Genomic DNA, 15,071 nt, shown 5'->3' with positions numbered 1-15,071 from the left:
CTCGTAACCCGCTGAACGCACGTCGTTGTGAGGAGTAAGCGATGACCCGATCTCTTGTCGAGGACGTGTGGCCGCTCTCGCCGTTGCAGGAAGGGCTGCTGTTCCACGCCGCCTTCGACGAGGAGGGCCCGGACGTCTACCAGGGCCAGCGCACGCTGGCCCTGGACGGCCCGCTGGACGCGGACCGGCTGCGTGCCTCCTGGGAGGCGCTGGTCGCCCGGCACCCGGTGCTGCGGGCGGGCTTCCGGTGGCGCAGGTCGGGTGACGCGGTCCAGGTCGTCGCGCGCGAGGTCGAACTGCCGTGGCGGGAGGCCGACGTCTCGGGCCTCGGCCGGGCCGACGCCGCCGCCGAGGCCGAGCGGCTGGCCGCGGGGGAGCGGGCCGAGCGGTTCGACCCCGCGGTGCCGCCCCTGCTGCGCCTGCTGCTGATCCGCCTCGGCGCCGAACGGCACCGGCTGGTCATCACCTCCCACCACGTCCTGATGGACGGCTGGTCCATGCCGGTCCTGCTCAGCGAGCTGACCACGGTGTACGCGGCGGACGGCGACGCCCGCGGCCTGCCCGCGGCGGCCCGCTACCGCGACTACCTGGCCTGGCTGAACCGGCAGGACAAGGACGCCGCCCGCGAGGCGTGGCGCGCCGAGCTGGCCGGCAACGACGAACCGACCCTGGTGGCACCGGCCGACCCGGCCCGGCTGCCGGTGGTCCCCGAAAGCCTGATCAGCGAGATCCCCGCGGACCTGACGCGCGGCCTGGTGGAGCTGGCCCGCGCCCGCAAACTGACGGTCAACACCGTGGTGCAGGGCGCCTGGGCGATGCTCCTGGCCCGGCTCGCCGGGCGCGACGACGTGGTGTTCGGCGCCACGGTGGCCGGCCGCCCCGACGAACTGCCCGGTGTCGAGTCGATGGTCGGCCTGTTCATCAACACGCTGCCGGTCCGCGTCCAGCTCGACGGCGGGCAGCCGCTCCACCGGCTCTTCGCCGGAATCCAGGAGCGGCAGACCGCGCTCATGTCCCACCAGCACCTGGGCCTGGGGGAGATCCAGAAGCTGGCCGGGCCGGGGGCGGTCTTCGACACGCTGGTGGTGTTCGAGAACTACCCGGCGGCGCCCGCGGGCGCGACCGGCCCCGACGCCTTCACCCTCCGCTTCCTGGAAGGGCGGGAGACTTCCCACTACCCCTTCACCCTGGTCGTCGTGCCGGGCGAGCGGATGCTCTGCAAGCTGGACTACCGCACCGACCTGTTCGACCGCCGCGCCGCCGAGGCCGTGTTCGCACGGCTGGTACGGGTGCTGGAGCAGGTGGTGGCCGACCCGTCGGCACCGGTGGGCCGGACCGGCGTCCTGGGGGCGGACGAGCGGCACCTGGTCGTGGCGGGATGGAACGCGACGGCGGCGGAGGCGGCAGGGCCGTCGGTGCCGGAGCTGTTCGCGCGGCGCGTGGCGTCGGCACCGCACGCCGTGGCCGTCAGGGACGAGCGGCGGGCGCTGACGTACGGCGAACTGGACGCGGAGTCGGGGCGGGTGGCCGCATACCTGGCCGGTACGGGCGTGCGGCGTGGCGACCGGGTCGCGGTGGTGATGGAGCGGTCCGTCGATCTGGTCGTGGCGCTGCTGGCGGTGTGGAAGGCCGGGGCGGCGTACGTGCCGGTGGACGCAGGGTATCCGGCGGAGCGGATCGCGTTCCTGCTGGCCGACTCGGAACCGGCGGCCGTGCTGTGCTCGGAGGCGACGTGCTCGGCGGTCCCGGTGGACGCGGGCGGCCGGCTGGTGGTGCTGGACTCGCCGGAGGTCACGGAATGCGACGGCCCGGCCCCCGGAGGGCCGGTCGGAGCACAGGACTTGGCGTACGTGATGTACACCTCCGGCTCGACCGGTGTGCCGAAGGGGGTGGGTGTGCCGCACGGGAGCGTGGCGGCGCTGGCCGGGGAGCGGGGCTGGTCGCTCGGCCCGGACGACGCGGTGCTGATGCACGCCCCGCACGCCTTCGACGTGTCGCTGTTCGAGATCTGGGCGCCGCTGGTCTCCGGTGGCCGGGTGGAGGTGGCGCGGCCGGGCGCGGTCGACGCGCAGCGGATCCGCGAGGCCGTGGCGGCCGGGGTGACGGCGGTGCACGTCACGGCGGGGCTGTTCCGGGTGGTGGCGGAGGAGGCGCCGGAGTGCTTCGCGGGGCTGCGCGAGGTGCTGACCGGTGGCGACGTGGTCCCGGCCGGGTCCGTCGCCCGCGTACGGGAGGCGTGCCCGCAGGTGTCCGTACGGCACCTGTACGGGCCCACCGAGGTCACGCTGTGCGCCACCTGGCACGTCCTGCCGCCCGGCGCGGAAGCGGGCGGCGAACTGCCGGTGGGCCGCCCGCTGGACAACCGGCAGGTGTACGTCCTGGACGCGTTCCTGCAGCCCGTACCGCCGGACGTCGTCGGTGAGCTGTACGTCGCCGGTACCGGGCTGGCGCAGGGCTACTGGCGGCGCGCGGGGCTCAGCGCCGAGCGGTTCGTGGCGTGCCCGTTCGCCTCCGGCATGGGGGTCCCCCCGGCCGAAGGCTGGGGGAGGATGTACCGGACCGGCGACCTGGCGCGCTGGACCGGCGACGGCGAACTGGTCTTCGTCGGGCGGGCGGACGCGCAGGTCAAGGTGCGCGGGTTCCGCGTCGAGCTGGGTGAGGTGGAGGCGGCGCTGGCCGCGCACCCGGCGGTCGGCCAGGCCGTGGTGGTGGCCCGCGCGGACGGGCCCGGTGAACGGCGCCTGGTGGGCTACGTGGTGCCCGACGGGCAGGAGGCGGACGCGGACGAGGTCCGCGAGCACGTCGCCAAGGTGCTGCCGGACTACATGGTCCCCGCGGCCGTGCTGGTGCTGCCGTCCCTGCCGGTGACGGTGAACGGCAAGGTGGACCGGGTGGCCCTGCCCGCCCCCGACTTCGCGGGGCGGGTCTCCGGCCGGGCTCCGCGCACCGGGGCCGAGGAGGTCCTGTGCGGCCTGTTCGCCGAGGTGCTCGGTCTGGACCGGGTGGGGGCCGACGACGGCTTCTTCGCGCTGGGCGGCGACTCGATCGGCTCGATGCAGCTGGTGTCGCGGGCCCGCCGCGCCGGACTGGTGCTGACGCCCCGTCAGGTCTTTGACCTCAAGACGGCCGGGCGGCTGGCCGCGGTGGCGGTCCGCACCGGCGCCGCGGCCGGTGAGGCGTCCGACACGGGCGACGGCGACATACCCTGGACGCCCGTGATGCGGGCGCTGGGGGAGCGCGCCGCCCGCCCGGGATTCGCCCAATGGATGATCATGGGTGCGCCGGCCGGGCTCGGAGCGGACACACTGACCGCCGGGCTGGCCGCCGTACTGGACACGCACGCCGTGCTGCGGGCCCGCGCCCGCACCGGCCCGCAGCCCACCCTGCACGTCCCGGACCGCGGCACGGTCGACGCCGCCGCGCTGGTCACCCGTACCGACGCCACGGACGCACCGGCCGACGCCCTGGACCGCATCGCCGAGGACGCGGCCCGCGAGGCCGCCGCGCGGCTGGACCCGGCCGCGGGCGTGATGGTCCGGGCCGTGTGGGTGGACGCCGGGCCGCGCCGGACCGGCCGACTGGTCCTGATCGTCCACCACCTGGTCGTCGACGGCGTGTCCTGGCGCATCCTCGCCCCCGACCTGCGGGCCGCCTGCGAAGCCGTGAGCGCGGGAGAGACACCGGCACTCGACCCCGTCGGCACCTCCTTCCGCCGCTGGGCCGGGCTGCTCGCCGCCCAGGCGTCCGGCGAGAGCCGCACGGCCGAACTGGCCGGCTGGGCCGCCCTGCTGGACACCACGGCCCCGCAGCTCGGCACCCGTACCCCCGACCCGGACACGGACACCGCGGCCACCCTGCGCCGCCGCGCGTGGACGGTCACCGGGGAAGCGGCGGCCGCCGCGCTGAACCGGGCACCGGCGGCGTTCCACTGCGGCGCGCACGACGTGCTGCTCGCGGCGCTGGCGGGCGCGGTCGCCCACTGGCGGCCCGGCACCGGCGCCGGACTCCTGGTGGACGTCGAAGGACACGGCCGGGAACCGCTCGACGGCACGGACCTGTCCCGTACGGTCGGCTGGTTCACCAGCGTCCACCCGGTCCGCCTGGACCTGTCCGGCATCGACCTGCCGCAGGCGCTCACCGGCGGACCCGCGGCCGGCACGCTGCTCAAAACCGTCAAGGAACAGGCACGCGCCGTACCCGGCGACGGGCTCGGGTACGAACTCCTGCGCCACCTCAACCCGGAGACGGGCCCCGCGCTGGCCGCCCGCCCGGCCCCGCAGATCGGCTTCAACTACCTCGGCCGCTTCGCCGCAGGCGCGGACGGCGGCGCCGTCGGCCCGTGGCAGACGGCGGGAGCCACCGCGATCGGCGGCGCCGCCGCCCCGGATCTGCCCGTCCAGCACGCCCTGGAGGCGAGCGCCGTCGTACGCGACACCCCGGACGGACCGGCCCTGGACCTCGCGCTGAGCTGGCCCGCCGCCCTCCTCGACGAGACCGCGGCGGCCGGGCTCGGCCAGGCATGGCTGGACCTCCTCGGCGGCCTGGCCGCGCACGCCGACGGCCCCGGCGCGGGCGGGCACACCCCCGGCGACTTCCCGCTCCTGGACATCACCCAGGAGAGCGTGGAGGCACTGGAGGCCGCCGTGCCGTCCCTGACGGACATCTGGCCGCTGTCGCCCCTCCAGGAAGGGCTGCTGTTCCACGCCGCCTTCGACGAGGAAGGCCCGGACGTCTACGAGACCCAGCGGCTGCTGGAACTGACCGGGCCCCTGGACGCCGACCGGCTGCGCGCGTCGTGGCAGACGCTGCTGGCCCGGCACGACGCGCTGCGGGCCGGCTTCCACCAGCGGGAGTCCGGCGACACCGTGCAGGTCGTCGCGGGGGAAGTGGAGCTGCCCTGGGGCGAGGCCGACGTGTCGCCGCTGCCGGAGCCGGAGCGGCAGGCCGCGCTGGACCGGCTCGCCGCGAACGAGCGGGCCCGGCGCTTCGACCTCGCGGCGGCCCCGCTGCTGCGGCTGCTGCTCGTACGCCTGGCGGCGGACCGGCACTTCCTGGTGGTGACCAGCCACCACATCCTGCTGGACGGCTGGTCGATGCCGATCGTCCTCGACGAGCTCGGCGCGGCCTACGCGGCGGGCGGGGACGGCGCGGGCCTGAAGCGGACCGCCTCCTACCGTGACTACCTGGCGTGGCTGGGCGACCAGGACAGGGACGCCGCGCGGGCCGCCTGGCAGGCGGAACTCGCCGGTGCCGAGGACTCCACGCTGGTGGCCCGCTCCGACCAGGGCCGGGCCCCGGCGGAGCCCGAGACCGGCGCCGCCGACCTGTCCGAGGAAGGCACCCGGGCCCTGACCGAACTGGCCCGGCGGCACGGCCTGACCGTCAACACCGTGGTGCAGGGCGCCTGGGCGATGGTGCTGGCCCGCCTGGCCGGGCGGACCGACGTGGTCTTCGGCGGCACCGTGTCCGGCCGCCCGCCGGAGCTGCCCGACGTCGAGTCGATGGTCGGCCTGTTCATCAACACCCAGCCGGTACGGGTACGGCTCGACGCCGCCCAGCCGGTCCTGCGGATGCTCACCGGCCTCCAGGAGCGCCAGTCCGCGCTCATGGCCCACCAGCACCTCGGACTGCCGGAGGTCCAGGGCCTGGCGGGGCCCGGCGCGGTCTTCGACACCATGCTGATGTTCGAGAACTACCCGCGGACCACCGCCACCCTGTCCGGCTCGATGCGAGCGGGCGGCGAGGTGACGATCTCCCAGGCCAACCTCGTGGCCGGCACCCACTACCCGCTGGCCGTGGGCGTCGTCCCCGGCGACCGGCTCCGGATCTATGTGACGTACCGCCCGGACCTGTTCGACCGGCGCGAGGCCCGGCAGCTGGGGGCGCGCGTCGTGCGCGTACTGGAGCAGATCGTGGCGGACCCGCGGGCACCCGTAGGCCGGATCGGTGTCCTGGACGCGACGGAACGCGGCAGGGCCGTGGCGGAGTGGAACTCCACGGCTGCCGCGGAGCCGACCGCCGTCTCGGTGCCGGAGCTGTTCGCCGGGCAGGTGGCACGGGCCCCCTCGGCGGTGGCCGTGGCGGACGGGCGGCGAACTGTCCAATATGGCGAGTTGGACGCGGAGTCGGACCGCCTGGCCGCGTATCTGAGTGGCCTGGGTGTGGGGCGTGGCGACCGGGTCGCGGTGGTGATGGAGCGGTCGGCCGGTCTGGTGGCTGTGCTGCTGGGGGTGTGGAAGGCCGGGGCGGCGTACGTGCCGGTGGACGCCGGGTATCCGGCGGAGCGCGTCGCGTTCCTGCTGGCGGACGCGGGTCCGGTGGTCGTGCTGTGCACCGGGGCCACCCGGGCGGCGGTTCCGGCCGGTGCGGCCGGGCAGGTGGTTGTGCTGGACACGGCGGAGGTGCGCGCCGCGGTGGCGGCCTGCCCAGTCGGTACACCACAACGGGCAGTCGGAGCGCAGGACTTGGCGTACGTGATGTACACCTCCGGCTCGACCGGTGTGCCGAAGGGGGTGGGCGTGCCGCACGGGAGCGTGGCGGCGCTGGCCGGGGAGCGGGGCTGGTCGCTCGGCCCGGACGACGCGGTGCTGATGCACGCCCCGCACGTCTTCGACGCCTCGCTGTACGAGATCTGGGCACCGCTGGTCACCGGCGGCCGCGTGGTGGTGGCCGCCCCCGGCACGGTCGACGCCCGGCGCGTACGCGAGGCGGTGGCGGCGGGCGTGACGTCCGTGCACCTCACGGCCGGGCTGTTCCGGGTGGTGGCGGAGGAGGACCCGGAGTGCTTCGCGGGACTGCGCGAGGTGCTGACCGGCGGTGACGTCGTCCCGGCCACCTCCGTCGCCCGCGTACGGGAGGCGTGCCCGCAGGTGTCCGTACGGCACCTTTACGGGCCCACCGAGACCACCCTGTGCGCCACCTGGCGGCAGCTGCGGCCGGGGGAGCCCGTGACGGACGACGTGCTGCCGATCGGGCGCCCGCTGCCCCACCGCGGGGCGTACGTGCTCGACGCGTTCCTGAAGCCCGTACCGCCGGGCGTGGACGGTGAGCTGTACCTGGCAGGCGCGGGCCTGGCGCGCGGCTACCTCGACCGCGCCGGTGCGACGGCCGAGCGGTTCGTCGCCTGCCCGTTCCCGCCCGGCATGGGGGTCCCCCCGGCCGAAGGCTGGGGGAGGATGTACCGGACCGGCGACCTCGCCCACTGGACGCACGACGGCGAACTGGTCTTCGCCGGGCGGGCGGACACCCAGGTCAAGGTGCGCGGCTACCGCGTCGAGCCGGGTGAGGTGGAAGCGGCGCTGGCCGCACACCCGGCGGTCGCCCAGGCCGTGGTGGTGGCCCGCGAGGACCGCCCCGGCGAGCGCCGCCTGATCGGGTACGTCGTGCCGGACGGCCCGGCCGTGGACGCCGAGGCGGTCCGCGCCCACGTCGCCGGGCTGCTGCCCGAATACCTCGTCCCGGCCGCCGTGGTGACGCTCGACGCGCTCCCGGTGACCGCGAACGGCAAGGTCGACCGAGCCGCGCTGCCCGCCCCCGACTTCGCCGCGCGCGCCGCGCAGCGGGCGCCGCGCACCGGGACCGAGGACACCCTGTGCGCGCTGTTCGCCGAGGTGCTGGGCCTGGACCGGGTCGGCGTCGAGGACAGCTTCTTCGAGCTGGGCGGCGACTCGATCATGTCGCTGCAACTGGTGTCCCGGGCCCGGCGCGCCGGGGTGGTCGTCACGCCGTGGCAGGTCTTCGAGGAGAAGACCCCCGAGCGGCTCGCCGAAGTGGCGGAGACGGCCGGGGACGGCGCGGACACCCGCCGCGACACACCGGACGACGGGGCGGGCGAGGCCGCCTGGACCCCGGTCGTACGGGCCCTCGGCGTACCGGCCGCCACCCGCGGCGAGTTCGCCCAGTGGGCGGTCCTCGGAGCCCCCGCCGGACTCGGCCAGGACGTACTGGCCGCCGGACTGGCCGCCGTACTGGACACCCACGACATGCTGCGGGCCCGCGTGACGGACGGCCCCGAACCGGCACTGCACCTCTCCGCGCGCGGCGCCGTGGACGCCGCCGCGCTGGTCAGCCGCGTCGACGCCGCGCACGTACCGGACGCCGGCCTGGACGAACGGGCGGACCGGGCCGCACGGGAGGCCGTACGGCGCCTGGCACCCGCCGACGGCGTCCTGGTCCAGGCGGTGTGGCTGGACGCCGGACCCGCGCGGACCGGCCGGCTGGTGCTCGCCGTCCACCACCTGGCCGTCGACGGCGTCTCCTGGCGCATCCTCGTCCCGGACCTGCGAGCCGCCTGCGAAGCCGTGGCGGCGGACCGGACACCGGACCTCGACCCGGTCGGTACGTCCTTCAAGCAGTGGTCGGCCCTGCTGGCCGAACAGGCCGCGGACCCCGCCCGCACCGCCGAACTGGAGCACTGGACCGCCCTGCTGGACGGCCCCGACCCGCTGGCCGGTGAGCGGGCCCTCGACCCGGCACAGGACACCGCGGCCGCGATACGCCGCCTCACCTGGACCGTGCCGGGGCCCACGGCCGCCGTCCTCGCGGCCCGGACACCGGCCGCCTTCCACTGCGGCGTCCACGACGTGCTGCTGGCCGCGCTGGCCGCCGCCGTCACCCGGCGGCAGGAGGAACGCGGCCAGGACACCGGCGCCGGAGTCCTGCTGGACATCGAAGGGCACGGGCGTGAACCGGTCGCGGGCGCCGACCTCTCCCGTACGGTCGGCTGGTTCACCAGCACGCACCCGCTGCGGCTGCGCCTGACCGGCCTCGACCTGACCCAGGCCCTGGCGGGCGGGCCCGCGGCCGGCGCGCTGCTCAAGTCGGTCAAGGAACAGGCGCGGGCGGTACCCGGCGACGGGCTCGGATACGAGCTGCTGCGCCACCTCAACCCGGAGACCGGCCCCGCGCTGGCCGAGCTCCCGGCCCCGCAGATCGCGTTCAACTACCTCGGCCGGTTCACCGCCGGAGCCGCCCCGGAGACGACGGCGCCCTGGGAGATGGCCGGTGAGACGGCACTCGGCGGCTCCGTGGACGCGGACATGCCCGCCCGGCACGCCCTGGAGGCGGGCGCGGTGATCCAGGACGGCCCCGACGGGCCCGCACTGACCCTGACCCTCGGCTGGCCCGGCGGCCTCCTGGACGAGGACGCCGCGCAGCGGCTCGGACAGCACTGGCTGGCGGCGCTCGGCGGCCTGGCCGCGCACACCGACAGCCCTTCCGCGGGCGGGCACACCCCCTCCGACTTCTCCCTCCTGGAGCTCACCCAGGACACCGTGGCGGAACTGGAGACCGCCGTGCCGTCCCTGGCCGACATCTGGCCGCTCTCGCCCCTCCAGGAAGGACTGCTGTTCCACGCGGCCTTCGACGAGGACGGCCCCGACATCTACGAGGGCCAGCGGATGATGGAGCTGGCCGGGCCGCTCGATGTCGCCCGGCTGCGGGCCACGTGGGAGACGCTGCTGATCCGCCACCCGTCCCTGCGGGCCAGCTTCCACCCCCGCGCGTCGGGCGAGACCGTGCAGGTCATCGCCCGGGACGTACCGCTGCCGTGGCGCGAGGCGGACCTGTCGGCACTGGCCGACGACGACGTACCCGCCGCCCTCCAGGAGCTCGCCGACAGCGACCGCGAGCACCGGCTCGACCTGACGGTGGCGCCGCTGCTGCGGCTGCTGCTGGTCCGGCTCGGCGAGCGGCGGCACATGCTGGTGCTGACCAGCCACCACATCGTCAAGGACGGCTGGTCCCTGCCGGTCCTCATCAACGAGATGGCGTCGGTGTACGCGGCGGGCGGCCACGACCGCACGCTGCCCCCGGCCACCTCCTACCGCGAGTACCTGTGCTGGCTGGAACGCCAGGACAAGGAAGCCGCGCGGGCCGCATGGCGCGCGGAACTGGGCGGGGTGGACGAGCCGACCAGCGTGGTGCCCGCCGAACTGGTCCGCGCGCCCGCCGTACCGGAACGCATCCGCTTCGAGCTGACCGACGAACTCACCCGGGGCCTGACGGACCTGACCCGCGGGCTCGGCCTGACGGCCAACACCGTCCTGCAAGGCATGTGGGCGCTGTTGCTGGCCCGGCTGACCGGCCGCGACGACGTCGTCTTCGGGACCACCGTCGCCGGGCGCCCGCCGGAGCTGCCGGGCGTCGAGTCCATGATCGGCCTGTTCATCAACACCCTGCCGGTACGGGTGCACCTGGACGGCGCGCAGCCGGTCGTCGAGATGCTCACCGACCTCCAGCGGCGCCGTACCGCGCTGCTGGCCCACCAGCACGTCGGACTGCCGGAGATCCAGCACCTCGCCGGACCCGGCGCGACCTTCGACACGCTCGTGGTCTACGAGAACTACCCCCAGCCGCCCGAGCAGCCCGCCGACCCCGACTCCCTCGCCGTCCGCCCGGCCGGCATCCCCGAGGACCGGGGCCACTACCCCCTCACCTGGATCGTGGCACCCGGGGAACGCACACAGGGCGACTTCATCTACCGGCCGGACGTCTTCCCGCGCGCCCGCGCCGAGCGGATGCAGGCCGCCCTGGTCCGCGCCCTGGAACAGGTGGTGGCGGACCCGCGCACGCCGGTGGGCCGCGTCCGCCTGCTGGGCGAGGACGAACGCGAGCTGGTCGAGACGCGGTGGAACCGGACGGCGGCGCCCGCCCCGCCCGCCACCCTGCCGGAGCTGTTCGCCTCCCAGGCCGCGCGGTCGGCGGACGCGACCGCACTGGTGACGGACGACCGCACGCTGACCTACGGCGAACTGGCGCAGGAGGCAGGCCGCCTGGCCCGCCACCTCGCCGCGCTCGGCGTCGGGCCGGAACAGCGCGTCGCGGTGGCCGTGCAGCGGTCGGCCGCGATGGTCACCGCCGTGCTGGCCGTGTCGATGGCGGGCGGCGCCTTCGTACCCGTCGACCCGGACCACCCGGCGGAGCGCGTCGCCTGCGTACTCGCCGACGCCGGACCGCCGGTGGTGCTGTGCACCACGCAGACCCGGCACGTCGTACCGGACGGATTCGCCGGACGGGTCGTGGTCCTGGACGACGCGGCGGAGGCGGCCGGGATCGCGGCCCTGCCGGGCGGCCCCCTGACCGACGCCGAGCGGACCGCGCCGCTGCGCCCGGCCCACGCCGCCTACGTCACCTACACGTCCGGCTCCACCGGACAGCCCAAGGGCGTCGTCGTCCCGCACACGGGCGTGGGCAACCTGGCCCGCGCCCAGATCGAACGGTTCGCGGTCACCCCGGACTCCCGGGTCCTGCAGATGGCGTCACTGAGCTTCGACGCCGCCGTCTCCGAACTGTGCATGGCCCTGCTGTCCGGCGCGGCCTCGGTCGTCCCCGGCCCCGAAAGCCTGCCGCCCCGCATGGCACTGGGCGCCGCGCTGCGCCGCTGGGACATCACCCACGCCACCGTCCCGCCGAGCGTGCTGGCGGTGGCCGAGGAACTGCCCGCGGCGCTGGAGACCCTGACCGTGGCGGGCGAGGCGTGCCCGCCGGGCCTGCCCGCGCGCTGGGCCGGGACACGGCGGATGGTCAACGCGTACGGACCGACCGAGACGACGGTGTGCGCGGCGATGAGCGCGCCGCTCACACCGGGCACCGGCGCGGTACCGATCGGCCGCCCCATCGCCAACTCCCGTACGTACGTGCTCGACACGTTCCTCCAGCCGGTCCCCCCGGACATCGACGGCGAGCTGTACGTCACCGGCGTCAACCTCGCCCGCGGCTACCTCGACCGGCCGGGCCCGACCGGGGAACGCTTCGTGGCCTGCCCGTTCGCACCCGGCGAGAGGATGTACCGCACCGGCGACGTGGCGCGCTGGACGCAGGACGGCGAACTGGTCTTCGTCGGCCGCGCCGACGCCCAGGTCAAGGTCCGCGGGCACCGCATCGAACCGGGCGAGATCGAGGCCGCGCTGGCCGCCCACCCGGCCGTGGGACAGGCCGTCGTGGTGGCCCGCGAGGACCGGCCCGGCGAACGCCGCCTGGTCGGCTACGTGGTCGCGGACACGGCCACCGGCGACCGGGACGAGCAGCTCGAACAGGAACAGGTCGGCGAGTGGCAGGACCTGTACGACACCCTGCACGCCCACCCGGAGTCCGACGTCCTGGGCGAGAACTTCGCGGGCTGGAACAGCAGTTACGACGGGCAGCCGATCCCGCTGGAGCAGATGCGCGAATGGCGGGAGCGGACCGTCGAGAGCATCCGCGCCCTGCGCCCGCGCCGGGTGCTGGAACTCGGCGTCGGCACCGGCCTGCTCCTGTCCCGGCTCGCCCCCGACTGCGAGACGTACTGGGGCACCGACTTCTCCGCCTCCGCGATCGGAGAACTGCGGCGGCACGTCGACCGCGACCCCGCGCTGGCCGGGCGCGTCGAACTGCGCACCCAGGCCGCGCACGAGGACGACGGCCTGCCCGCCGGATACTTCGACACGATCGTGCTCAACTCGGTCGCCCAGTACTTCCCCAACGCCGGATACCTCCAGGAGGTCGTGGAGCTGGCCGTACGGCTGCTGGCACCGGGCGGCGCGCTGTTCGTCGGCGACGTACGCAACGTCCGCCTGCTGAGGGCCCTGACCACCGCCGTGCACGCGGGCCGCGCCGCACACGACGGCGACGTGGCCGCGCTGCGCCGGGCCGTGGAGCGCAGCGTCGTACTGGAGAAGGAACTCCTGGTCGACCCGGAATTCTTCACGGCGCTGCGGGACCGGCTGCCGGACACCGCCGGAGTGGACATCCGCGTCAAGCGGGGACACCACCACAACGAGCTGACCCGGTACCGCTACGACGTGACGCTGCACAAGCGGGGATCCGCCGTGCTCTCCCTCGACGGCGCGCCCGCGCGGGCCTGGACGGGCCGCGACGGCGGCCTCGCCGCGCTGCGGCGCCACCTGGACGGCGAACGGCCGGACCGGCTGCGCGTCACCGGCGTGCCCAACACCCGGGTCGCGTACGAGGCGGCGCTCGCCCGCGTCGTCCAGGACGGCGGGGACCCGGCACAGCTGACGGCCGGCGGCGCGGGACACCGCCCCCGGCTGCCGGACGCCGACACCCCTGACGTCGAGGCGTTCCACGAGCTGGGGGAGAGCCTCGGCTACCGGGTGGCCGCCACCTGGTCCGCCGGGACGCCGGAGGCGCTGGACCTCGCGTTCGTCCGCTCCGGACCGGCCGACGGCAGCGCGCCGGTGGACACGTACGTGCCCGTCGGCGGCCCGGCGGACCCGGCGGTCGCGCTGACCGCGTTCACCAACGCGCCGGCCGCGGGCCGCGACACCGGAGCGCTGCTGGCCGCCCTGCGCGAACACGTCGCCGAGCGGCTGCCCGAGTACATGGTCCCTGCGGCCCTGGTGCCGCTGGACCGGCTGCCGCTCACCCCGAACGGCAAGATCGACCGCCGGGCGCTGCCCGCGCCGGACTTCGCCGGACAGATCTCCGGACGCGCACCGCGCACCCCGGTGGAGGAGACCCTGTGCACCCTGTTCGCCGAAGTGCTCGGCCTCGAACGGGTGGGCATCGACGACAACTTCTTCCACGTGGGCGGCGACTCCGTCATGTCGATGCAGCTGGCCTCCCGGGCCCGCCGCGCCGGACTGACCCTGACACCACGCCAGGTCTTCGAGCAGCCGACGCCCGAACGCCTCGCGGAGACCGTGGAAGCGGCACAGGCGGCCGACCGCGCACGGGCGGCCGGGAACGTGGGCACCGGAGCCGTCGCGCCGACCCCCGCCATGCGGGCGCTGGGCGGGCACGCCTTCGACCGGGGCCGCGCCGAGTGGATCGTCGTGACCGCCCCGGCCGGTCTGGAAACACACACGCTGACCGCCGGGCTCGCCGCCGTACTCGACACGCACGACATGCTGCGGGCCCGCGTACTGCCGGACGGCGACGGGCAGCCGGAGCTGGTGGCCGGCGAACGCGGCACGGTGGACGCCGCCTCGGCCGTCACCCGTATCGACGGCGCAGGCATCCCCGACGGTGACCTGGACACCGTCGCGGACCGGGCCGGACGCGAGACGGCGGAACAGCTGGACCCCGCCACGGGGCCCGCCCTCCGGGCCGTGTGGCTCGACGCGGGAGCCGGGCGTACCGGACGGCTGGCGCTGGCGGCCCACCACCTCGTCGTGGACGAGCCGTCCTGGCGCATCCTGGTCGCCGACCTCGCAGCGGCCTGTGCCGCCGTGGCGGCCGGGGCCGTACCGGAACTCGCGCCCGTCGGCACGTCCTTCCGGCGCTGGGCCGCGGAACTGGACGGGCAGGTACCGGAGAAGAGCACCGGGCCGCTCCCGCAACAGCCCACGCCCGCCCACGTGCACCGCCGGTCGTGGACCGTACCGCGCGACACCGCCGCCACCCTGCTGCACCGGACCCTGCCCCTGTACCACTGCGACGCCCACGAGGTGCTGCTCGCGGCGCTGGCGGGCGCGGTCACACGCCAAGGCACCGGCGAACCCGTCCTGGTGGACGTCGAAGCGGACGGCAGGCAGCCGACGGCGGATCAGGGCGACGGTGAACTGGCCCGTACGGTCGGCAGGTTCACCCTCGTCCGGCCCGTGCGGCTGGACCTGTCCGGCGCCGATTTGGACGGGGCTTGGGCAGGCGGACCGGCGGCCGGTACGTTGTTGAAGGCCGTCAAGGAACAGCTGCGTGCCGACCCCGGGGCCGGCACGGTCCCGGACGCCCTGCCGGAACCCCGCCTCTCCTTCGCCCACCGGGACCGGCCCCGCACCGGACCGGCGGACGCGCCCTGGCAGCCCGCCGGACCCGCGGCGGCCGGCGGCACGTCCCGGCCGGAGCTGCCCGCCGGGTACGCCCTGGAGGCGGACACGGCCGTCCGGGGCACCCCGGACGCACCGGAACTGACCCTCACGCTCGGCAGGCCCGCCCACGCCGCGGACGCGGCGGCCGACGAGCGCATCGGCCGGGCCTGGCTGGACCTGCTGGCCGCCCTGGCCGCGCACACCACCGATCCCACGGCGGGCGGTCACACCCCCTCCGACTTCGGGCTCCTCGATCTCGCCCAGCAGCAGATCGACGAGCTGGAGGCCGGGTTCAACGACGACAAGCGCTAGCGACCGAGCACG

Annotated in this window: 1 protein-coding gene; it reads left to right on the top strand. The window is 75.7% G+C overall.

Going from position 1 to position 15,071, the window contains the following annotated elements:
- The first annotated feature begins 41 nt into the window (after positions 1 to 41).
- Positions 42 to 15,059: a non-ribosomal peptide synthetase gene (locus tag A6A06_RS24515; RefSeq protein WP_079194302.1), complete on the top strand. Its 15,018-nt coding sequence runs from the start codon at positions 42 to 44 to the stop codon at positions 15,057 to 15,059.
- Positions 15,060 to 15,071: the final 12 nt, after the last annotated feature.

This window comes from Streptomyces sp. CB02923 (assembly GCF_001905005.1).
In the GTDB taxonomy this organism is placed as follows: Bacteria; Actinomycetota; Actinomycetes; order Streptomycetales; family Streptomycetaceae; genus Streptomyces.
The sequence above is the reverse complement of the archived record's forward strand: the minus strand, read 5'-3'. Positions and strand labels throughout refer to the sequence as shown.

What these genes read in the sequence shown, in the direction of transcription:
- A6A06_RS24515 (WP_079194302.1), top strand. Translation starts at nt 42, where the DNA reads ATGACCCGATCTCTTGTCGAGGACGTGTGGCCGCTCTCGCCGTTGCAG.